Raw genomic sequence first — 21600 nt, 5'->3', positions numbered from 1 at the left:
GTCGCATCGGCCGCCCCGGGGCCGGCAGCCGCGTCAGCCGTCGGACAAAGGGCGCCGCGCCACACCCAGGACGTGCGGCGACATCGGCAGCAGCACCCCGCGCTCCGGCACCCGTGCCCTGCGGTACGTGACGACCTCGAAACCCGCCGCCTCGATCACCGCCAGCGGATCACGGGACGTGTGGCAGCCGCCGAACATCCGCGGCCACACGGTGGCGTCCAGGACCCGCTGTGTGGCCTCCAGCACCCGCCCGGGCGCCCGGGTGTGCTCGAAGAACCGCAGCTCACCACCCGGCCGGAGCACCCGCCGCAGCTCCTCCAGCGAGCGGCGCGGATTCCGTACGCTGCACAGCACCAGGGAGGCGACCGCCCCGTCGAACGCCTCACTCTTCACCGGCAGCGCCTCCGCCACCCCCGGCACCACGTCCACCGGCACACCCGCGCGCAGACCCGCCTCCACGGCCATGCGGCGCAGCACCCGCTCCGGTTCGATCGCGACGACCTCCGACACGGTGGCCGGGTAGTGCGCGAAGTTCAGCCCGTTGCCCGCGCCCACCTCGATGACCCGGCCGGACAGGCCGTCCAGCAGTTCCCTGCGGTACGCGGCCACGCCGGCCTTCTGCTCGCTGACGGTGCTCACGCGGGCGTAGAAGCGGGCGAACAGCGGATGGTGAACGGGATCCCGGGTCATCGCGGCCTCCTCCGGCGGAACGGACGGTTACCGGGATTGTGCCCCCTCCCCGCCTCTGCCGTCGGCCTGTCAGCCCGCCACGAAACAGAACTCGTTGCCTTCCGGGTCCAGCAGCACCTGGAACCGGCCGGCCTCGTCCTCCACGACCCCGCCGACGCGTACGGCTCCCATCCGGGCCGCCTCGTCCGCGGCGGCGGCCACGTCGGCTGCGTGCAGGTCCAGGTGCAGCCGGTTCTTGACGGCCTTGCCCTCCGGTACGCGCTGGAACGCGACCCGCACGAACCCGGGGGGTTCGACGTAGGACCAGTCGGGCCCCCGGTCCACGGGGTCACCCCCGAGCAGCCCTGCCCAGAACCGGACGAGGCCCGCCGGGTCGGCGCAGTCGAACACGATCTCACTGACGATGGCACGCATGAGGGAACCCTATGGACTGCCGCGGTTTCGCGGCAGTCAGTTCCCCGCCGTGGGCCTGCGTTCCCCTCCCCGCACGCGGGGGGTCCGCCGTGCGGGCGAAGCCGAGAGCACGGAGGGGCCGGGCACGGCGGGACCGGCCCGGTGGCCGTACGCCCGCCGCCCTGATCCGCCCTCCCTGTCCCTGCACGCCGAACCCGTATGCCCGGTCCTCAGCCCGTCCACGTCCCGCCCAGGCCCGCTCCCAGCCACCCTCGCGCCGCCGCGCGGAACGCGGCCGGCGTGAGGGCGCCCGCGCCCGCGGGGAGCGCGCCCAGCAGGGGCGCGCCCGCGGCGACCGGCAGGTCCGTCAGGTTGCAGCGTTCGGCGAGCCCGGGCCGCGCCGGCAGGCTGCCGACCAGCACGCCCAGCTGCCGCAGACCCCGGGCCCGCAACGCCTCGCCGGTCAACGCCGCCAGGTTCAGCGTGCCCAGCCCCGCCGCCGCGACCACCAGCACCGGTGCGTCCAGCAGCCGCGCCGCGTCCGCGAGCGTGCCGCCCTCCGCGTCGTAGCGCACGAGCAGCCCGCCCGCGCCCTCCACCAGCACGAGGTCGTGCTCGGCCGCCAGCTTCTCCGCGGCCTCGGCCACGTCGCGCGGCCCCACCGGGGGCAGCCCGGCCCGCCGGGCCGCCGTCTCCGGGGCCAACGGTTCCGGGTAGCGCGCCAGTTCACGACCCGTCACCCCGGCGCCCGCCAGCCGCACCACCTCGTCCGCGTCGCCCCGCTCACCGGGCCCGACACCCGTCTGCGCGGGTTTCAGCACGGCCACCGAACGGCCCGCCGCACGCGCCACGGCCGCTACCGCCGCCGTGGCGACGGTCTTGCCGACCTCCGTGCCCGTGCCGGTCACCACCAGCACGCGGTGCTCGCTCGGCATCTCAGCCCTCCTTCGCCGCGGCGCACACCGCGCGGCAGATCCGCGCCAGGTCCTCGTCGGACGTCACGTACGGCGGCATCACGTACACCAGGTCCCGGAAGGGGCGCACCCACACGCCCTCCCGGACCGCCGCGGCCGTGGCGGCCGCCATGTCGACCGGGCGGTCGAGCTGGACCACCCCGATCGCGCCGAGCACCCGTACGTCCCGGACACCCGCCATGTCCCGCGCCTCCGCCAGGCCCTCCCGCAGCCCCGCCTCGATCCGCCCGACCTCGCGCGCCCAGTCCTGTCCGAGCAGCAGGTCGATGGACGCGCAGGCCACGGCCGAGGCCAGCGGGTTGCCCATGAACGTCGGACCGTGGGCCAGCACCGGTACCTCGCCCCGCGAGATCCCGTCCGCCACGTGCGAGGTGCACAGCGTCGCCGCCATCGACAGGTAGCCGCCCGTCAGGGCCTTGCCGACGCACATCACGTCGGGCGACACCCCCGCGTGCTCCGCCGCGAACAGCGTGCCCGTACGGCCGAATCCCGTCGCGATCTCGTCGAAGACCAACAGCACGTCGTGCGCGTCGCAGGCCTCCCGCAGGACCCGCAGATACGCGGGGGAGTGGAACCGCATCCCGCCCGCGCCCTGGACGACCGGCTCCACTATCACCGCGGCCAGTTCGTGCGCGTGGCGGGCGACGAGAGCCCGCAGCTCCTCCGCGTACGACTCCTCGTACGTCTCCGGCGGCGGGCCCGCGAAGACCTGCTGCGGCAGCGCCCCCGACCACAGCTCGTGCATCCCGCCCTCGGGGTCGCACACCGACATCGGCTGCCAGGTGTCCCCGTGGTAGCCGCCCCGCCAGGTGAGCAGCCGTCGCTTGGCCGGGCGGCCCGTGGAGCGCCAGTACTGGAGGCACATCTTCACCGCCACCTCGACCGACACCGAGCCGGAGTCGCAGAGGAAGACATGACGGAGCGGTTCCGGAGCGATCTCCACCAGCCGTGCGGCCAGGCGGACCGCCGGCTCGTGGGTGAGCCCGCCGAACATGACATGGCTCATCCGGTCCAGCTGGGCCCGTGCCGCCTCGTCGAGCACCGGGTGGCCGTAGCCGTGGATCGCCGACCACCAGGACGACATGCCGTCGACCAGCTCGGTCCGCCCGTGCACCGGTTCGGCCAGCCGCAGCCGCACCCCGGAGGCCGACTCCACCACCAGCGGATCGGCACGGCCGGGCATCGGACCGTACGGGTGCCACACGTGCTCACGGTCGAGCGCGAGCAGTTCGCCCGGGCCGTACGAGGAGGGCTCAGGCATTGGGCGCGAGGTCCGTCCCGGTGCCCCGGCGGCGCACCGCCACCAGGTCCGGGCGCGCGCCCGACTCGGCCTCGGCCGCCCCGGCGGCCTCCGCCGGCTCGGACGTGCCGCACACGCCGCCGGAGCCGCAGCCCCCGCCGTCCGTACCGCATCCGGCCGCCGCGTCCGCCCGGTGCTCCGGCAGGGTGGTCGTGTCCGCGCCCTCCACCTCGAAGCCCGCGTCCGCGATCATCTCCAGGTCCGCCTTGCCGGCCTGGCCCTCACTGGTCAGGTAGTCCCCGAGGAAGATCGAGTTGGCCAGGTGCAGCGCCAGCGGCTGCAGCGTCCGCAGGTGCACCTCCCGGCCGCCCGCCAGCCGCACCTCCACGTCGGGGCAGACGAACCGGACCATGGCCAGAATGCGCAGCGCCCGCTGCGGGGTGAGGTTCCACTCCTTCGCGAGCGGGGTCCCCTCGAACGGGATCAGGAAGTTCACCGGCACCGAGTCCGGGTCCAGCTCGCGCAGCGCGAACACCACGTCGACGAGGTCCTGGTCCGTCTCGCCCATGCCCGCGATCAGGCCCGAACACGCCGAAAGACCGGCCGAGTGCGCCTTCTGCACCGTGTCGACCCGGTCCGCGTAGGTGTGGGTGGTCGTGATGTCCCCGTACGTCTCCTCGGACGTGTTGAGGTTGTGGTTGTAGGCGTCGGCCCCCGCCGTGCGCAGCCGCTCGGCCTGGCCGTCCGAGAGGAGCCCGAGGCAGGCGCACACCTCGATGTCCTCGTTCTCGCCCTTGATGGCCTCGATGGTCCTGGACACCCGGTCGATGTCCCGGTCCGTCGGCCCCCGGCCGCTGGCGACCAGGCAGACCCGCTTGGCGCCGCCCGCGACACCCGCGGCGGCGGCCGCCGAGGCCTCCTCCGGCTTCAGCCAGGTGTACTTGAGGATGTCCGCCTTGGAACCGAGCCGCTGCGAGCAGTACGAGCAGTCCTCCGGGCACAGACCGGACTTGAGGTTGACCAGATAGTTGAGCTTCACCCGCCGCCCGAACCAGTGGCGCCGCACCTTTCCGGCCGCGGCCACCACGTCCAGCAGTTCGTCGTCGGAGGTCGCCAGGACGGCGAGCGCCTCATCGCGGGTCGGCAGCTCACGCCGCAGCCCCTTGTCCACCAGCGTGTTCAACAGGTCCATGGCGCTGATCCTCACCCATGCCGTACCCCGGGGCCAAGGAGGAAATCCACAACAGGGCGCACCGGGGGTGTGTGTATGGCCACACTCTGACCATGCCCCTTCTTCGCTAGGGTCTGTGCGCTGCCTACAAAGCGGCACCCATGAGGCGACAGGGCACAGGAAGGGGCCGGGCATGTCCGAGGAGCCGGACGGGCCGTTCGGGTGGATCACCGCCGAGGCGCGCCGCCGGGCCGGCGCCGGGCTCGTCCGCACGCTGCGGCCCCGCCCCGCCGAGCCGGACCTGCTGGACCTCGCGAGCAACGACTACCTGGGGCTGGCGCGCCACCCCGAGGTCACGGCGGCCGCCGCCGGCGCGGCGACCCTCTGGGGCGCGGGCGCCACCGGTTCCCGGCTGGTGACCGGCTCCACCGAGCTGCACGCCGAACTGGAGCGGGAAATCGCCGCGTTCTGCGGGTTCGAGGCCGCGCTGGTCTTCTCCTCCGGGTACGCCGCGAACCTGGCCGTCCTCACCGCACTGAGCGCCCACGGCTCACTGACCGTCTCGGACGCGGCCAACCACGCCTCCATCGTGGACGGCTGCAGGCTCTCGCGCGCCGAGACCGCCGTCGTCCCGCACGCGGACCCCCACGCCGTACGCAAGACCCTCGCCGCCGATCCCGGGCGGCGGGCACTGGTGGTCACCGACTCGGTGTTCTCCGTCGACGGGGACGCGGCGCCCCTCGTCGACCTGGCCGAGGTCTGCCGTGATCACGGTGCGGCCCTGGTCGTCGACGACGCCCACGGACTGGGCGTCCTGGGCGAGGGCGGGCGCGGAGCGCTGCACGCGGCGGGCCTGGCGGGCGCCCCGGACGTGGTGGCGACGGCCACGCTGTCCAAGTCCCTGGGCAGCCAGGGCGGAGCGGTGCTGGGTCCTGCCCGGGTCGTCGAGCATCTGGTGAACGCAGCCCGGACGTTCATCTTCGACACGGGGCTCGCCCCGGCCGCGGCGGCCGCCGCGCTGGCGGCCCTGCGCCTTCTGCGCCGAGAACCGGAACGGGCCGCACGCGCGCGCACGGTGGCGGCCACCCTGCACGGACGGCTGACCGAGGCCGGGTTGAGCGCCGCGCGGCCCGACGCGGCGGTGGTGTCCGTGCGCGCCCCCTCGCCCGAACAGGCGGTGCGCTGGGCGGCGGACTGCCGCTCCCAGGGGCTGTCGGTGGGCTGTTTCCGGCCACCGTCCGTGCCTGACGGGATCTCGCGCCTGCGGCTCACCGCCCGGGGTGATCTGAGTGACCGTCAGATCGATGCGGCGCTCGCCGTCATCTCCCGGACAGCGCCCGCCGGTTGACGCCCCGCAGTGCGGTGGTGAACGGCCCCCGGGCGGGCGGCGTGAATTACGGCTGCGGTCTGCCGGTGCCCTTGGGGATCCGCCCTCCCGTCCCAGAGTTCACCGCATCGAGCGACAGGTGTGTGCGTATCTTGGTGGATCGCTCCCCGCAGGGGCGACATAAGTGGCAGTCTGGCGCGAAGCACCGCGGGAAGGGACAGCGTCGCCATGGCAGATCACCAGGAAGCGTCCGTCACTCTGCCGAGCGATCCGGCCTCGGTGTCCGCCGCCCGCAGATATGTGGCCGACATCCTGACCGAATGGGGACTGCCGGACGGCGCCGACATCACCGACACCGTCCGGCTGATCGTCTCAGAACTCGCCACGAACGCCGTGCAGCACACCTTCGGCCAGTCGCCCACGTTCACCGTCGACCTGCGGCTGGAACGCGAGGAGCGGCTGAGGCTCGGCGTCACCGACAGCCATCCGCGCTGGCCGCAGCGGCTGCCGGCGGCCGTTCAGCAGGACAACGGCCGCGGCATGGTCATCATCCGCTGGCTCACCGCCGAACGCGGCGGCCGGCTCTCGGTCACCCCGACCGACGAGGGTGGCAAGACCGTCTGGATCGCCCTGCCCTGGCCGGCCCCGGTGCAGAGCTGACCGCCGCGCCGCTACGGGGTCAGCGCACCCGGCCGTACGAGACGGACCGGGACCAGATGCGGTCGAGTTTCACCCACGAACCGCTCTTCGGGGAGTGCCAGATCCTGTTGTTCCCGGCGTAGATGCCCACGTGGTAGACGCCGCCCCGGCCGTGGAAGAAGACCAGGTCGCCCCTGGTCCGCTGGGACTTCGCGATCCGGCGGGTCCGGTTGTACTGAGCCTGCGCGGTGCGCGGCAGCCTCTTCCCGGCCTTCTTGTACGAGTAGAGCGTCAGGCCCGAGCAGTCGAAGCGGTACGGGCCGGTCGCGCCCCACTGGTAGGGCGCGCCCTTCTTGGACGCCGCGATGTTCAGCGCCTTGTTCGCGAGGGCGGGGGCGGCCTCGGCCTCCGGAACGGCACCGGGGGCCAGCATCGTGCCGCCGACGGCGGCCAGGGTGAGGGCGGCCAGGGTCCGGGCGATCCTGGCGGCCTGGGGGTGGCGGTGCGGTGCGGTGCGGCGGTGGTGGGGTGAGGTGAGAGGGCTGTGCGGGGAGCTGAGGGGGGACGGGACCTGATTCTGCGTCTGCGACTGCACGGCAGTACCCTTCGTCAGCCCGCCTGTGAAGGATTGCCTGTCGGGTTCGGACAGAACGAAGATGCCCGGCCGCTGACGCGGCTTCACCCCAAGGAACGCCCCGCTCCGCTGGTGCGGCCGGCTGTTCCGTACTGCTCGGGTCCTCCACTCCTGCCGATCCACTGATGTCGACCAGGCGTCCGGACGGCGGCAGGACTCGGCGTCCGCCCGGACCGCCCCGCCGGGCTGGCGGGGGCTTGTCGTCGGGACGGATCTTTCCCCTCGGCAGCCGGAATCCCGAGAGGAAACAGCGGTGTGTGAGTCTCGTCACGGCTGATCCGATCGGGTGGACACAGCGGGGCTCCGGACGGGCCGCGCGGTCCTGCTGAGCCCGTTACCAGCGGCGGAGCGGACGCGCGCCGCCCGCTGCGTCCACCGCGCCCGCACGACGCGCCGTACGAAGTTCGTCCCTTTGCGTCGGCTGAACGGAGGAGGGCCCGTCGCCCGGACGGGCCCGAAACCGGTCAGTCCAAGGGATCTTGAGGCAGGGTCACCCGACCGGTGCGCCGCTCACCGTCCAGCGCGCGCAGCGCACGCGCCAGGGTCGGGGCATGCACCTCGTGCTCGCCCCGCCGGTGCATCAGGTCGAGCGCGTCACGCAGCGCGACCGCCTGTGCGACCAGCGCCTGCGCCGCCCGCAGTGCGCCGTACGTGCGGGCGGTGCGCGCCGGGTTCAGCCGGGCCACCAGGTCCACGACATCCAGATAGCCGTCCACGTACGCGCCCTCGGCGCGGGTCAGTGCAGGCAGCGGGGTGAATTCGGGGGGCCACGCGGAGGTCACCGGGGGCCTGCCTTCCGGCTCTGGACCACCTCGTCGACGAGGCCGTGCGCCTGTGCGCCGGTCGCGTCGAGGATCAGGTCGCGGGCGAGGTCCGCGTCCACCCGCGAACGGTCCCGGCCGGTGTGCCGGGCCAGCAGGTCCGTCATCAGGTCCCGCTGGCGCAGCAGTTCACGGGCGTGGAGGTCCAGGTCGCCCGGCCGTCCACGCAGCGGCTCGTCCAGCGACGGCTGCCGCAGCACCACGCGCGCTCCCGGGAGGGCGTGCCGCTTGCCGGGGGCTCCGGCGGCGAGCAGGACGGCGGCGGTGGACGCGGCCTGGCCGACGCATGTGGTCGACACGTCGCACGCGACGATCTGAAGCGCGTCGTGGACCGCGGTCATCGCGTCGACCGGGCCGCCCGGCGAGTTGATGTAGAGCGCGATGTCCTGGTCCGGCGCCGCGTACTCCAGATGGACGAGCTGAGCGATCAGGTCGTTGGCGGCGGTCTCGTCGAGCGGGGTGCCGAGCAGGACGATCCGGCCCTCCAGCAGCTTGGAGTAGGGGTCGAGGGTGCGGGTGCCCCAGCTGGTGCGCTCCGTGAACTCCGGCAGTACGTGCCGGGCGGATGGTGCGTGCATGGCATCGCTCCTTGCGTAAAGAACGTACAGAATGTACAGAACGCTAGAATGGGAGCATGACGTACGAGATTCCTGTGACGCAAGCCAGGGCGGAGCTCGCCGACCTGATCAACCGCGTGGTGTACGGCGGTGAGCGGGTCGTCGTGACCCGGCACGGGAAGCCGCTGGTGGCGCTGGTGTCCGCCGCTGACCTGGAGCGACTTCAGTCCCCGGGGCACGCGGAGACCGGCTGGTCGGCCGGCTCGGTCACCGACGGGGGCGCGGCGCCGTCCGCTCCGGGCGAACGTCGCGGCTTCGGCCTCGCGGCGGAGCACCGCCCGTACGGCGACTGACCGGAGGCTCGCCCCGGCCCGCGCCGCGGAGGCCCTTGCCCGGAAGTGCCGGACGGGCGGAGAGGCGCCGGACCGGGCTGGAGCGTGCCGGACGGGCCGGGGGCGGTGGTGCGGCGTGTCCCCGGTTAACCTCCCCGAAATTTTTCTGCGAGCAGTTGAAATATCTCTCGGTCACAGTCGAGCGCAGTGGTCAACAAGGTGTTGAAGTCTGAAGGCCGAGGTGAGGCGACGTGCGACTGACCCCGCACGAACAGGAGCGACTGCTCATCCATGTGGCCGCCGACGTGGCGGAGAGGCGCCGGGCGCGAGGGGTGCGGCTCAACCATCCCGAAGCCGTCGCGCTCATCACCGCGCACATCCTGGAGGGTGCCCGCGACGGCCGCACCGTCGCGGAACTCATGGCCTCCGGCCGCAAGGTGCTCAGCCGCGACGACGTCATGGACGGCATCCCCGAGATGATCCACGACGTCCAGGTGGAGGCCACCTTCCCCGACGGCACCAAGCTCGTCACCGTCCACGACCCGATCCTCTGACCCGGGAGCGCCGCCCATGATCCCCGGAGAGTTCCTGTACGCGGACGGGCCCGTCGCTCTCAACGAGGGCCGTGCCGTCACCGAGCTGACCGTCCACAACACCGCCGACCGGCCCATCCAGGTCGGTTCGCACTACCACTTCGCGGAGGTCAACCCCGGCCTCGAGTTCGACCGCGCGGCCGCCCGCGGGCTGCGGCTCGACATCGCCGCCGGGACCGCCGTCCGCTTCGAACCCGGCATCCCCGTGGCCGTGCGCCTCGTCCCGCTCGCCGGGGCGCGGATCGTGCCCGGGCTGCGCGGCGCGACAGGAGGTGCCCTCGATGGCTGAGTCCCGCCCTGAGCGCCGGCCCGTGCTGCTCGACCGGGCCGTCTACGGGGACCTGTTCGGACCCACCGTCGGCGACCGTATCCGGCTCGCCGACACCGACCTGCTGATCGAGATCGAGGAGGACCGCTCCGGCGGCCCCGGGCGCGCCGGGGACGAGGCCGTGTTCGGCGGCGGCAAGGTCATCCGCGAGTCCATGGGCCAGTCCCGCGCCACCCGCGCGGAAGGCACCCCCGACACGGTCGTCACCGGCGTCGTCGTCCTCGACCACTGGGGCGTGGTCAAGGCCGACATCGGCATCCGCGACGGCCGGATCACCGGCATCGGCAAGGCCGGGAACCCCGACACCATGGACGGCGTCCACCCCGACCTGGTCATCGGCCCCGAGACCGAGGTCATCGCCGGGAACGGGAAGATCCTGACCGCCGGGGCCATCGACGCCCACGTCCACTTCATCTCCCCGACGCTCGTCGACCAGGCCCTGGCCTCCGGCATCACCACCCTCATCGGCGGCGGCACCGGCCCCGCCGAGGGCACCAAGGCCACCACCGTCACCCCCGGCCCCTGGCACCTCGCCCGCATGCTGGAGGCCCTCGACGGCCACCCCGTCAACATCGGCCTCCTCGGCAAGGGCAACACCGTCTCCCGCGAGGCCCTGCACTCCCAGCTCCGCGGCGGTGCACTGGGTTTCAAGATCCATGAAGACTGGGGCGCCACCCCCGCGGCCATCGACGCCTGCCTCACCGTCTGCGACCAGACCGGCGTCCAGCTCGCCATCCACACCGACACCCTCAACGAAGCCGGGTTCGTCGACAGCACCCTCGCCGCCATCGCCGGCCGCACCATCCACGCGTACCACACCGAGGGTGCGGGCGGCGGACACGCCCCCGACATCATCACCGTCGTCTCCGAGCCGTACGTCCTGCCCAGCTCCACCAACCCCACCCGCCCGCACACCGTCAACACCGTTGAGGAACACCTCGACATGCTGATGGTCTGCCACCACCTCAACCCGGCCGTCCCCGAAGACCTCGCCTTCGCGGAGTCCCGCATCCGGCCCACCACCATCGCCGCCGAGGACATCCTCCACGACCTCGGCGCCATCTCGATCATCTCCTCCGACTCCCAGGCCATGGGCCGCATCGGAGAGGTGATCCTGCGGACCTGGCAGACCGCGCACGTCATGAAGCGCCGCCGCGGCCCCCTCCCCGGTGACGGCCGCGCCGACAACCGCCGCGCCCGCCGCTATGTCGCCAAGTACACGATCAACCCGGCCGTCGCCCAGGGCGTCGACCACGAGATCGGCTCCGTCGAGACCGGCAAGCTCGCGGACCTCGTCCTCTGGGACCCGGCCTTCTTCGGTGTGAAGCCCGGGCTCGTCCTGAAGGGCGGGCAGATCGCGTACGCGCAGATGGGTGACGCCAACGCCTCCATCCCCACGCCCCAGCCCGTCCTGCCCCGGCCCATGTTCGGCGCCCACGGCCGCGCACCCGCCGCCGGATCCGTCAACTTCACCGCCCAGGCCGCCGTCGAGGACGGCCTGCCCGAACGCCTCGGCCTCGGAAAGAGGTTCGTCGCCGCACGGAACGTGCGGGGCGTCTCCAAGGCCGACATGCGTCAGAACGACGCCACCCCCCGGGTGGAGGTCGACCCCGACAGCTTCGCCGTCACCATCGACGGCGAGCCGGTCGAGCCCGCACCCGCCGCCGAACTGCCCATGGCACAGCGGTACTTCCTCTTCTGAGAGCTGAGAGCCATGCCCCAGAGGAGCCGTTCCGCACTGCTCGTGCTCGCCGACGGGCGCTTTCCCGCAGGCGGGCACGCCCACTCCGGCGGCGCCGAGGCCGCCGTCAGGGCAGGCCGGCTCAGGGACGCCGCCGATCTGGCCGCCTTCTGCCGGGGCCGCCTCCACACCGCCGGGCTCACCGCGGCGGGCCTCGCCGCTGCCGCCGCCCTCGGACACGACCCCGCCGGCCTGGACGCCGCCGCCGACGCCCGCACCCCGTCACCCGCCCTGCGCGCCACTTCCCGCCGCCTCGGCCGACAGCTCCTGCGGGCCGCCCGCGCCACCTGGCCCGGTCCCGAACTGGACGCGCTGGCAAGGGTGTTCCCGCGCGGGACCCACCAGCCGGTGGTGCTCGGCGCCACCGCCCGCGCCGCCGGGCTCGCACCCGAGGACGCCGCGCACTGCGCCGCCTACGAGACCGTCAGCGGCCCCGCCACGGCCGCCGTACGGCTGCTGAGCCTCGACCCGTTCCAGGCCACCGCCGTCCTCGCGCGGCTGGCGCCCGAGACGGACGCCGTCGCCGCCCGCGCCACCGCCGCCGCCCACCAGGGCGTCGACGCGCTGCCGGCCGCCTCGTCACCGCTGCTCGACATCACCGCCGAACAGCACGCGGCCTGGCCGGTGCGCCTCTTCGCCTCATGACCCCCTGGAGCCCCGCCATGCACCTCGACCACACCCGCACCCACGACGCACCGGGCGCCGTCAGCGCCGACGCCTCCCGCCCCGACGGCACCCGCCGGGCCCTGCGCGTCGGCCTCGGCGGACCGGTCGGCTCCGGCAAGACCGCCACCGTCGCCGCCCTGTGCCGCGCGCTGCGCGACCGGTACTCCCTCGCCGTCGTCACCAACGACATCTACACCCGAGAGGACGCCGAGTTCCTCCTCCGTGAGGCCGTCCTGCCCCCGGAGCGGATCACCGCCGTCGAGACGGGCGCCTGCCCGCACACCGCGATCCGCGACGACATCTCCGCCAACCTCGAAGCCGTCGAGGACCTGGAGGACGGTGTCGGCCCACTCGACCTGATCCTCGTCGAGTCCGGCGGCGACAATCTCACCGCCACCTTCTCCAAGGGTCTGGTCGACGCCCAGGTCTTCGTCATCGACGTCGCCGGCGGCGACGACATCCCGAGGAAGGGCGGACCCGGCGTCACCACCGCCGACCTGCTCGTCGTCAACAAGACCGACCTCGCCCCCCACGTCGGCTCCGACCTGGAGCGGATGGCCCGCGACGCCAAGGAGCAGCGCGGTGACCTGCCCGTCGTCTTCACCTCCCTGACCGGCGCGTCAGGCGTCGCACCCGTGGCGGAGTGGGTACGGGACCGGCTCGCCGCCTGGGCGAAGACGGCTGCCCCGGCGTGAGCGTCCAGGCCACCGCCCGGATCGTCGCGGACCCGGACGGCACCCTGCCGGTCCTGGAGAGCGACGGCCCGCTGGCCCTGCGCCGGACCCGCGCCACCGGCCCGTACGGCAGGGTCACCGTCGTCGGCGCCATGAGCGCGCCCCTGGGTGGCGACCGGCTGGCCCTGGAGGCGACGGTACGGGACGGAGCACGGCTGCTGGTCGACTCGGCGGCGGCGACCGTGGCCCTGCCGGGCCCCGGGGGGGAACCCGCTTCGTACGAGGTGCGGCTCACCGTGGGCGAGGGCGCCGAACTGCGCTGGCTGCCCGAACAGTTGATTGCGGCGCGCGGCTCGGACCTGCGGATGCGCACGACCGTCGCCCTCGCCCCGGGCGCCCGGCTGGTCCTGCGGGAGGAGCAGGTCCTGGGCCGCGCGGGCGAGGCTCCTGGCACGCTCACCACCCGGCTGACGGTCCACCGTGCCGGGCGCCCGCTGCTGGACCAGGAACTGGCCTGCGGGCCCGCCGCCCCGGGCGGCTGGGACGGCGGCGCCGTGCTGGCCGGACATCGTGCGGTCGGGCAACTCCTCGTCGTACACCCCGAGTTCGAGGAGAAACCGCCCGAGGTGCGGCTGCTCGGTGACACCGCGGTCCTCACCCCGCTCGCCGGGCCCGCCGCCCTCGTGACCGCCCTCGCCCCGGACGCGCTGCGCCTGCGCCGGATCCTGGACGAGGCCCACGCCGGACTCACCGGGCACCCGTAGGCCCCCGCGCCGACCTCACCGGCCGTCCGCGGGCTCCGGTTCGGGGCACACCGGTCCGGTGCCCGGGCGGGGAAGGGCGGCGCCTTCCCGCGGTGTGGGGTCGTGGTACGGCACGCGGCAGATGGCGGCGACGGCCGCCGCCCGCTGTGGCAGGGCCACGTCCTGCCACAGGGCGGAACCGTCGCCCCTTCCGGCGGCGGGGCCGCGTCCGTCGGGGTGGCAGGCCGCCGCGTGGATCTCCCCGCCACCGAGGGTCCGCGGCATGCTGAGCGGTTCGGCGGCGGCATGCGGACTGGGGACCGCTTCGCAGGCCGGGGCGGTGCGGTACGCGGCGACGGCGGGCAACGAGGCCGAATCGAGGCCGGCGGCCGGCGGCCCGGCCGAACGGAGGGCGAGCCGCCACGAGGCGGCCCGGAGCCCTTGCGGCTCCGCCTGTTCCCGGGTGTGGTCCGCGTTCCGCTGCTGGACATACGCCAAGGTCGCGGCGACCATCGCCAGGACCGCCAGTGTGATCAGGAGTACCCGGGTGCGTCTTCTGCGCCTCCGCAGGGACTCGTGCCGCTCGCGGCTGAGCGCGAGGAGCGTGTGCACGGGCGGGGGGAGTCCGCGCATGCCCGCCCACTCCAGGCCGTCCGCCAGGTCCGTACCGTCCAGCAGGTCGGCGGCTTCCCGGTGCTCCAGCCACAGGGCGTGCTGGTCGAGCACCCGGCGTAACCACATCTGGAACCGGTGGTCCGCGGCGACCCAGTCGCGCAGATCGCTCCAGCCGCTGATCAGCACGTCATGGATCAGCTCGGCCACCGGTCCCGTGCCGGGCTCGTGCAGACGGCCGGTGTTGCCGGTGATCACGATGCGGTGCTCGGTGAGCACCCGCAGGACCTCGTCCGCCTCTCCGCCCGGCCGCCCGCCCGCAAGGTGTCCGGCCGCCCCTCCGGCCAGGGCGCGCAGGTCGGCCAGGGCCAGCCGCTGACGGGTGGGAGGCACCGAGCGGATCTCGTCGGCGGGCCGTACGAGAGCGGTGAGCATCCGCCGCGCGGTGGCCCGACGGCCCTCCGGGAGGCGGTCCATCGCCGCTTCGCACCAGGTCGCCAGACTGCCCGTCACCCCGCCGACCCGTTCGTACGCGCGGTGGGTGAGGGTGTTGTCGGCCCGCCGCTCCCACAGCTGGCTGAGCGTCAGCTCCAGCAGGGGCAGCACGGTCACCGGGGCCTGCCGCTCCCGGGGTCCCGACGGGGTGGCGGCCAGGATGTCGGTGACGATCCGCTCGGTCAGGCCTTCCTCGACGCGCAGCCCCAGGGCCCGGGCGGGCTCCCGGATGATCGCTTCCAGGTCCGGCCTGCTCAGCCGTGCCGGGACAGTGAGCAGTCCCGGGACGGCGGCCCCCATCAGCTGTGGGGCGAGGGCGGCCAGCCGGGGGAGGAAGTCGTCCCGCATCACCAGCACCACGGTGACGGGTTCGTCGGACGCGATGGCCTGCGCGAGCTGTTCGACCGCCGCGCGGTGGCGGCCGGTGAGGTGGTCGTCGGGTGTGTGCTGCACGAGCGCCTCTTCGAACTGGTCGACGACCAGCAGCAGCCGCTCGGCGGAGGGGTCCTCGGCCAGGAGGCGGCGGGTCGCCTTCACCACCCCGTCCGTGGCCGCCCCCGGCAGCCCGGCGGTCTCCAGGCCGGCCAGCAGATCCTGCCCCGGGCGGGCCACGACCGGCCGCCACCGGTCGCTCCCGGGCAGCTCGCCCGCCGCCAGTGCGGGCAGCACCCCCGCCCGCACCAGGGACGACTTGCCCGCACCGGACGGTCCCAGCAGCAGGAGTGCCCGCCGCTGTCCGCCCAGCTCCGCCAGCAGCTGCTCGACCGCGCCACGCCGCCCGAAGAACCAGTCGGCGTGCTCCTCGGTGAAGGGCTCCAGCCCCCGGTACGGGCACACCTCGTCCTCCCCGAGACCGGGCCACACCTCCCGCAGCACCTCGGCCGGAGTGACACGGACGACGCCCTGGCCGCGCGGCTGCCCGTCCGGTGCGGTGAGCGCGGACACCATGCCGATGACGAGTCCGGTGACCTCGTCGACGACCGGAGCTCCGCCGAACCCCCGGGCCAGGCCGTCGGCGTCGGTCAGCCGGAGCAGCCCGCCGGCCCCGTCTCCGTCGAGAAGCACGTCCGCCGCCCTGCCGTACCCGAAACGCCCTCCGGGCAGGCCCTGTCCGGGGTAGCCGAACGAGGAGACCCGGTGGCCCCGGCACTCGGCGGCCGACCCCAGGGGCAGTCCGCGGGCCCCGTCCGGCGGCGGGTCGGTGAGCCGCAGCACGGCGATGTCCTGGGCCGCCGGATCCCGCCAGCCCTCCGTCAGCACGTCCGCCGGCAGCCGGGGCGACCGGGGCAGGTGCGGGAAGGCCACCTCGATCTCCTTCCCCGGAGCCGCCCCGGCCGCCGCCACTACATGCGCGCAGGTGACCACGGTGTCCGGGGCCACCAGGAATCCGGCACCGGCGACCGCGCCCCGGGTGTCGAGGACCTGGACCGTGGCGGCGACCACCGCCGTGCGGGGATCGCCGCCGTACGTCTCGGAGCCGTCGTCCGGTTCCGGTCTGCCGTGTTCGTCCACCGGACCGGTGGGCTCCAGGGCCGGGCCGGGTCCTGTGCCGAGCGGCTTCACAGGAGACGCAGCTCGTCGGGCTTCGCCTCCGCCGTGTCCCGCACGGAGTCCGAGAGTCCGCTCGCCTTCACCGGGCCGCCGCCCGGCACCGGCGCCTCGGAGAGGATCGTGCCTTTCCCCTCCAGCGGCACGCGCACGAACTCGCCCATCTCTCCCCTTTCACGTCATCCGCCTGCAGCTCAAGTATTGCGCTATGAAAGGCACTTGGGAGGGCGAAACGCCGAAACGGCCATGGGATGGGAGGCGCGGCCCGGAGCTGTCCGACACCCCGCGGCGCCTTCACACGTTCCGCAGGGTGCGGCTGCCCGTGTGGTGGGCGCCGTCGGCCGCCCGGGTACGCATGAACGGCGTTCCTGAGGGCCGCGCCGTCCGCCGGCCCGGGCAGCGGCGCCCGGTTCTCGTCCCGGCCGCCGTCCTCCAGGGCGCCGGTGGCGTCGAAGCGCCCTAGCTCCCCGTCGTGTGTGCCCTCGGCCTGGACGGCCTCGGCGACCGGGACGGTCCGCTTGGGCTGCGGCCGCCCCGTCGCGGCGCAGACGGGGGCGATCCTGCCCTGAGTGACCAGGGCGCGGCGCCGGGTGACGCGGCTGCGGTACCCGGGAACTCGTGCGATGACCGGGACGGGTGACCGCCTTGCGTACGGCGGCCGCCGCCGCGCCGGGAAAGGTCGCCGCGCGTCCGGGGACGGCCCGTCAGGGGGGAGGCGGGTTCAGGTGTCGCGGGTGCTGAGCATCCCCAGGGTCGCCAGGCCGAGCACGATCCAGGCGAACCAGAGCCATCCGTTGCTGCCCAGCGCCACCGTGTACGCGGTGGTCAGGACGAGCGTCCCGATGGTCAGCCCTCCCATGGTCTTCGTCGAACGGGAACCGGACATCGTGCCCTCCTCGCGGCCGTGGGCCTCGATGCCATGGTCCACCCGGACCGGCCGCGGGCGCTACCGGCCGCGCGCCTGGAGCGAGGCCAGATACGCGTTGTACGCCTCCAGCTCCTTGTCCCCGTCCCGGTCCGCCGCCCGGTCCTGGCGCCGCGCCACCCGCTCCTCCGAGCGGTACCACTGGTACAGCAGTGCGACCAGCACCACCACGGACGGGATCTCGCTGAACGCCCAGGCGATACCGCCCGCCGCGTTCTGGTCCGACAGCGGGTCCACGCCGAGCGAGGCGGGCGGGTTCAGGAAGGTGTCGACCATCGGCTGGGTCGCCATCATGAGCGCGATCCCGAAGAACGCGTGGAACGGCATGCCCGCGAACAGCTCCAGCATCCGCATCACATAGCCCGGCCGGTGAGGCCCCGGGTCCACCCCCATGATCGGCCAGAAGAACGTCAGTCCCACCACCAGGAAGTGCACCATCATGAAGATGTGCCCCGGCCTGGTCTCCATCAGCAGGTCGAACAGCGGGGTGAAGTACAGCCCGTAGAGGCTCGCGATGAACATCGGGATCGTGAACGCCGGATGCGTGATCACCCGCATATAGCGGCTGTGCAGCAGCGCCAGCAGCCACTCCCGGGGCCCCTTGCCCCGCCCCCGGCCCGCGACAGGCAGCGCCCGCAGCGCCAGCGTCACCGGCGCGCCGAGCAGCAGCAGGATCGGGGACAGCATGCTGATGACCATGTGCTGCACCATGTGCACGCTGAACATGACCATGCCGTAGTCGTTCAGCCCCGTGCAGGTCACCAGCAGCACGGTGAGGACGCCGAGCGCGAAGAAGACGGTCCGGCCGACCGGCCACGCGTCGCCGCGCCGCCGGAGCCGGGCGACCCCCCAGCCGTACAGGAACAGCACCAGCAGCGAGCCGAGAAGGAAGAAGCCGTCCGGCGAGAGCGCCAGCCCCCGCTCCAGCGTGAACGGCGGCAGATCCGTCGTCATGCCGTGCCCGCTGTGATCCATCCGCCGGCTCCTGGTTCGTGCTGGGTTGTCCGGTTGTCCCGCTTGCGGCACCAGACTAGAACCGCCCCCGGCCGCGTCGACGACCGGGGGCGGTTCTCGGGACCCGTACGGGCCGGATCGGGGCCGTACGGGCCAAACGGCTCAGAGAACGGTCTCGGCCTCCGCGTACCGCTCGGTCGGCACGGTCTTCAGCGCCGCGACCGCGTCGGCCAGCGGCACCATCACGATCTCCGTACCGCGCAGCGCGGTCAGCATGCCGAACTCGCCGCGGTGCGCCGCCTCCACCGCGTGCCATCCGAACCGGGTGGCGAGGACGCGGTCGTACGCGGTGGGGGTGCCGCCGCGCTGGACGTGGCCGAGGATCACCGGGCGGGCCTCCTTGCCGAGCCGCCGCTCCAGCTCCGTCGACAGCTGTCGCGCTATGCCCGCGAACCGCTCGTGGCCGTAGATGTCCTTGCCGCCCTCGTCGAAGTCCATGGAGCCGGGGCGCGGCTTGGCGCCCTCGGCGGCGACGACGATCGCGAACCGCTTCCCGGCGTCGAAGCGGGCGCCGACCCGCGCGGTCAGCTCCTCGATGTCGAAGGGCCGCTCGGGCACGACGATGGCGTGGGCGCCGGCCGCCATGCCGGAGTGCAGGGCGATCCAGCCGGTGTGGCGGCCCATGACCTCCACGGTCAGCACCCGCTGGTGGGACTCGGCGGTGGTCTTCAGCCGGTCCAGGGCCTCCGTCGCGACGCCGACGGCCGTGTCGAAGCCGAAGGTCACGTCGGTGGCGGAGATGTCGTTGTCGATGGTCTTCGGGACGCCGACGATCGGCAGACCGCTGTCCGACAGCAGCCGGGCCGCCTTGAGCGTGCCCTCCCCGCCGATCGGGATGATCGCGTCCAGGCCGAGGTCGGCGACATGGCCCTTGGCGCGCTCCACGCCGTCCACCAGGTGGGCGGGCTGGACGCGGGACGAGCCGAGGATCGTGCCGCCCTGGGCGAGGATGCCGCTGACCGAGTCCAGGTCGAGCTTCCGGTAGTCGGCCTCCAGCAGACCCTTCCAGCCGTCGTGGAAGCCGATGACCTCGTCACCGTGGTCGACGACGGCCCGGTGCACGACGGAGCGGATGACGGCGTTCAGACCGGGGCAGTCGCCGCCGGAGGTGAGCACACCAATGCGCATAGCCCAAAAAACCCTTGCAACGTGGGCGGACTCCCGGACCACGTCGTCCGGCTGGATCGCCCACACCCTACCGGCGCGGGGTGGATCGTCCGAACCGGACGTCCGACCCGTGGACGCGCTTCGGAGGAACCGACGAAACGTCAGACGGCCGCACGACACAGACGTTCGTGCGGCCGCCCGAATGAGCGATTCTGCGCTGGTCGCGCGGGGGGTGACCCGTGGCTTCCGGCCGACGCGCCGGCCGTCCGGAAGAGGGTCAGGACGCCGGCTGGCTGGCCGCCGCGATCCGCTCGGTCCGCAGCGCCTCGTACCACCGGTCGTCGGTCGGCGGCAGTGCGTTCACGTCCAGCGCCAGCTTCAGCAGCAGGTCCGCGATCTGCGGGTTGCGGGCCATGACGGGGCCGTGCATGTACGTACCGAAGACGGTCTCGCTGTACGCGCCCTCGGTGCCGTCGCCGCTGCCGTTGCCCCGGCCGTAGACCGTGCGGGCGAAGGGGCGGGCCGTCGGACCCAGATGGGTGACGCCCTGGTGGTTCTCGAACCCGGTCAGCTGCGGCAGCCCGAGCTGCGGGTCGATGTCCGCGAGGACGTCACCCACGCACCGCTCGCCCTCGCCGCGCACCGACGTGACGTCGAGCAGGCCGAGGCCGGGTTCCCGCTCCCCGAGGTCGTTGACGAACTCGTGGCCGAGGATCTGGTAGCCGGCGCACACCGAGAAGATGATCGCGCCGTTCTCGGCGGCCCGGGACAGGCCGCCGTCCCGGCGCAGCCGCTCGGCGGCCAGCCGCTGCGGCCGGTCCTCGCCGCCGCCGATGAGGTAGATGTCGCCGGAGGTGGGCACCGGCTGGTCGCTGCGCACGTCGAGGCGCTGCACATCGAGGCCGCGCTGCCGGGCGCGGCGCTCCGTGACGAGGACGTTGCCCTGGTCTCCGTACGTGCTGAGCAGGTCCGGGTAGACCCACACCAGACGCAGGCTGCTGTCGCTCATGCTCGTTCCTGTCTGTCTTCGCGCTGTCTTCGCGGGGGCGGGGTCAGTTGCCGACGCGGCGGCGGGCGTCCTGGAACGCGGTGTAGTTGGCGATCAGCTCGATCCGCCCGGGCGGGGCGAGCTGCACGGCCTCGTCGAGCGACTCGCACACGCGGAAGTCCAGCCCCGCGACCTCCAGCCGGACCGCCAGGTCGAGCTTGCGGTCGCCGATGACGAAGATCGGGTGCCCGGCCAGCCGCGGATAGTCCACGTCCCACAGCCACGAGGTGTCCGTGCCGTCGGCGCCGCGCGCGTTGACCGACAGGATGACCGGCGACGGCGGCGGATCGATCAGCGAGAAGGTCTCCAGCCACCCGGCGGGGTTCTTGGCGAGCAGCAGCCGCAGGTCGCGGCCCTGGAAGGAGATCACGTCATAGCGGCCGGCCACGGCCTGCACCTGGTACATCCGCTCCAGGGCCACCTGCGGCGGCACTCCGAAGGCGGCGGCGACGGCGGCGGACGTGGCGGCGTTCGCCTTGTTGGCGCGGCCCGGCAGCTGGAGCTGGATCGGCCAGGCCTGGCCGTGCGGGTCCAGGACGTGGTCGCCGCTGAGCGCCCAGGTGGGGGCGGGGCGGCGGAAGCCGCACTCGGCGCAGAACCAGTCGTCACCGGGGCGCTGCATGACGCCGCCGCAGGAGGGGCACGACCAGGCGTCGTCCTTCCACTCCTGCCCCGCCGCCACCCAGACCACGTTCTGGCAGCCGGACGCGGCCCACACGATCAGCGGGTCGTCGGCGTTGGCGATGACCACGGCCTTGGTGCCGTTCAGGCCCTCGCGCCACTTCTCCGCCAGCATGCGCGTCTCGGCCGCCCGGTCCAGCTGGTCGCGGGAGAGGTTGAGCAGTGCGATGGCCTTGGGGGTCACATCGCGGGCCACCCCGGCCAGGTACTTCTCGTCGACCTCGATGACGCCGTACTTGGCGTCGCTGCCCCCGGCGAGGGCCGAGGTGATGCCCGCGGGCATGTTGGCGCCGAGCGCGTTGGAGACGACCGGGCCGCTGGCGCGCAGGGCCTCGGCGATCAGCCGGGTGGTGGTCGTCTTGCCGTTGGTGGCGGATACCAGAACGACGTCCAGGTGCTGCGCGAGACGGCCCAGAAGGTCCGGGTCGAGCTTGAGGGCCACCCGGCCACCGATCACCGATCCGCTGCCGCGGCCTGCCGCGCGAGACGCCGCCGCTACGGCCTTGCCCGCCGTCACGGCCAGCTTGGCGCGCGGCGACAGCGGCTCCGAGTTGCCTGCCATCGTCCTTGTTCCTCCTAGCGTGGGTCCGGCCTCAGCCTATCGAGATCCGCTCGCCGTCCCGAATCCCGCCACCTGCGGAAGTGCG

At 73.5% G+C, this 21600-nt stretch carries 24 protein-coding genes and 1 riboswitch; of the genes, 9 read left to right on the top strand and 15 right to left on the bottom strand.

Features of this window, described 5'->3' with window-relative positions:
- Positions 1-33: 33 nt before the first annotated feature.
- The 5 genes from I3F58_RS10850 to bioB form a co-directional block, all read right to left on the bottom strand.
- Positions 34-690: a class I SAM-dependent methyltransferase gene (locus tag I3F58_RS10850; protein ID WP_240108102.1), complete on the bottom strand. Its 657-nt coding sequence runs from the start codon at positions 688-690 to the stop codon at positions 34-36.
- A gap of 69 nt (positions 691-759) precedes the next feature.
- Positions 760-1104, bottom strand: a complete 345-nt coding sequence (locus I3F58_RS10845) for a VOC family protein (protein WP_240108101.1) — start codon at positions 1102-1104, stop codon at positions 760-762.
- A gap of 209 nt (positions 1105-1313) precedes the next feature.
- Entirely contained in the window at positions 1314-2018 is a 705-nt protein-coding gene (gene bioD, locus I3F58_RS10840) for a dethiobiotin synthase (RefSeq protein WP_240108100.1), read from the bottom strand.
- Between the two features lies 1 nt (position 2019).
- Positions 2020-3318, bottom strand: coding sequence for an adenosylmethionine--8-amino-7-oxononanoate transaminase (locus I3F58_RS10835; protein ID WP_240108099.1), 1299 nt, complete (start codon positions 3316-3318; stop codon positions 2020-2022).
- Positions 3311-4489, bottom strand: a complete 1179-nt coding sequence (gene bioB, locus I3F58_RS10830) for a biotin synthase BioB (RefSeq protein WP_240108098.1) — start codon at positions 4487-4489, stop codon at positions 3311-3313. The genes I3F58_RS10835 and bioB overlap by 8 nt, the downstream gene beginning before the upstream one ends.
- 172 nt (positions 4490-4661) lie before the next feature.
- Here bioB and I3F58_RS10825 point away from each other — a divergent pair, with 172 nt between their 5' ends.
- Positions 4662-5816, top strand: a complete 1155-nt coding sequence (locus I3F58_RS10825) for an 8-amino-7-oxononanoate synthase (protein ID WP_240108097.1) — start codon at positions 4662-4664, stop codon at positions 5814-5816.
- 207 nt (positions 5817-6023) lie between these two features.
- The gene (locus tag I3F58_RS10820; RefSeq protein WP_240108096.1) at positions 6024-6455 is read left to right on the top strand and encodes an anti-sigma regulatory factor; all 432 of its coding nucleotides are present in this window, start codon (positions 6024-6026) and stop codon (positions 6453-6455) included.
- A gap of 19 nt (positions 6456-6474) precedes the next feature.
- Here I3F58_RS10820 and I3F58_RS10815 read toward each other — a convergent pair whose 3' ends face one another.
- The 3 genes from I3F58_RS10815 to I3F58_RS10805 all read right to left on the bottom strand — a co-directional run bounded on the left by I3F58_RS10815 (position 6475) and on the right by I3F58_RS10805 (position 8467).
- Entirely contained in the window at positions 6475-6915 is a 441-nt protein-coding gene (locus I3F58_RS10815) for a C40 family peptidase (protein ID WP_240108118.1), read from the bottom strand.
- 117 nt (positions 6916-7032) lie between these two features.
- Positions 7033-7217: riboswitch (cyclic di-AMP (ydaO/yuaA leader) on the bottom strand.
- Positions 7218-7532: 315 nt separating this feature from the next.
- Positions 7533-7850, bottom strand: a complete 318-nt coding sequence (locus I3F58_RS10810; RefSeq protein ID WP_240108095.1) for a hypothetical protein — start codon at positions 7848-7850, stop codon at positions 7533-7535.
- A complete protein-coding gene (locus I3F58_RS10805) occupies positions 7847-8467 on the bottom strand; it encodes an ATP-dependent Clp protease proteolytic subunit (protein WP_240108094.1) in 621 nt (206 codons plus the stop codon). The genes I3F58_RS10810 and I3F58_RS10805 overlap by 4 nt, the downstream gene beginning before the upstream one ends.
- Before the next feature lie 56 nt (positions 8468-8523).
- On the opposite strand from I3F58_RS10805, the gene I3F58_RS10800 reads away from it, so the two are divergent.
- The 7 genes from I3F58_RS10800 (at position 8524) to I3F58_RS10770 (ending at position 13544) form a co-directional block, all read left to right on the top strand.
- Complete coding sequence (locus I3F58_RS10800) at positions 8524-8799, top strand: type II toxin-antitoxin system Phd/YefM family antitoxin (RefSeq protein WP_240108093.1); 276 nt, start codon at positions 8524-8526, stop codon at positions 8797-8799.
- A gap of 230 nt (positions 8800-9029) precedes the next feature.
- Positions 9030-9332, top strand: a complete 303-nt coding sequence (locus tag I3F58_RS10795; RefSeq protein ID WP_240108092.1) for an urease subunit gamma — start codon at positions 9030-9032, stop codon at positions 9330-9332.
- A gap of 16 nt (positions 9333-9348) precedes the next feature.
- A complete protein-coding gene (locus I3F58_RS10790; protein ID WP_240108091.1) occupies positions 9349-9660 on the top strand; it encodes an urease subunit beta in 312 nt (103 codons plus the stop codon).
- Positions 9653-11401, top strand: coding sequence for an urease subunit alpha (locus I3F58_RS10785; RefSeq protein ID WP_240108090.1), 1749 nt, complete (start codon positions 9653-9655; stop codon positions 11399-11401). Before I3F58_RS10790 ends, I3F58_RS10785 begins: the two co-directional genes overlap by 8 nt.
- 12 nt (positions 11402-11413) lie before the next feature.
- Positions 11414-12085: an urease accessory protein UreF gene (locus I3F58_RS10780; RefSeq protein WP_240108089.1), complete on the top strand. Its 672-nt coding sequence runs from the start codon at positions 11414-11416 to the stop codon at positions 12083-12085.
- A gap of 17 nt (positions 12086-12102) precedes the next feature.
- Positions 12103-12801, top strand: a complete 699-nt coding sequence (gene ureG / locus I3F58_RS10775) for an urease accessory protein UreG (RefSeq protein WP_240108117.1) — start codon at positions 12103-12105, stop codon at positions 12799-12801.
- On the top strand, positions 12798-13544 hold the full coding sequence (locus I3F58_RS10770; RefSeq protein WP_240108088.1) for an urease accessory protein UreD: 747 nt from the start codon (positions 12798-12800) through the stop codon (positions 13542-13544). The genes ureG and I3F58_RS10770 overlap by 4 nt, the downstream gene beginning before the upstream one ends.
- Before the next feature lie 15 nt (positions 13545-13559).
- Here I3F58_RS10770 and I3F58_RS10765 read toward each other — a convergent pair whose 3' ends face one another.
- The 7 genes from I3F58_RS10765 to I3F58_RS10735 all read right to left on the bottom strand — a co-directional run bounded on the left by I3F58_RS10765 (position 13560) and on the right by I3F58_RS10735 (position 21515).
- On the bottom strand, positions 13560-16193 hold the full coding sequence (locus I3F58_RS10765) for a serine protease (protein ID WP_240108087.1): 2634 nt from the start codon (positions 16191-16193) through the stop codon (positions 13560-13562).
- Positions 16190-16342 (bottom strand): hypothetical protein, encoded by a 153-nt coding sequence (locus I3F58_RS10760; protein WP_240108086.1) that lies wholly within the window; start codon positions 16340-16342, stop codon positions 16190-16192. The genes I3F58_RS10765 and I3F58_RS10760 overlap by 4 nt, the downstream gene beginning before the upstream one ends.
- Before the next feature lie 557 nt (positions 16343-16899).
- Positions 16900-17064 (bottom strand): hypothetical protein, encoded by a 165-nt coding sequence (locus I3F58_RS10755; protein ID WP_240108085.1) that lies wholly within the window; start codon positions 17062-17064, stop codon positions 16900-16902.
- Positions 17065-17124: 60 nt separating this feature from the next.
- Positions 17125-18078, bottom strand: coding sequence for a cytochrome c oxidase assembly protein (locus I3F58_RS10750; protein WP_240108084.1), 954 nt, complete (start codon positions 18076-18078; stop codon positions 17125-17127).
- A gap of 141 nt (positions 18079-18219) precedes the next feature.
- Complete coding sequence (locus I3F58_RS10745; protein ID WP_240108083.1) at positions 18220-19245, bottom strand: 6-phosphofructokinase; 1026 nt, start codon at positions 19243-19245, stop codon at positions 18220-18222.
- A 256-nt stretch (positions 19246-19501) separates the two neighbouring features.
- Complete coding sequence (locus tag I3F58_RS10740; RefSeq protein ID WP_240108082.1) at positions 19502-20233, bottom strand: type 1 glutamine amidotransferase; 732 nt, start codon at positions 20231-20233, stop codon at positions 19502-19504.
- Positions 20234-20276: 43 nt separating this feature from the next.
- Complete coding sequence (locus I3F58_RS10735; protein WP_240108081.1) at positions 20277-21515, bottom strand: MurT ligase domain-containing protein; 1239 nt, start codon at positions 21513-21515, stop codon at positions 20277-20279.
- Positions 21516-21600 lie beyond the last annotated feature (85 nt).

The organism is Streptomyces sp. MUM 203J (assembly GCF_022414595.1).
Taxonomy (GTDB): domain Bacteria; phylum Actinomycetota; class Actinomycetes; order Streptomycetales; family Streptomycetaceae; genus Streptomyces.
The sequence above is the reverse complement of the archived record's forward strand: the minus strand, read 5'-3'. Positions and strand labels throughout refer to the sequence as shown.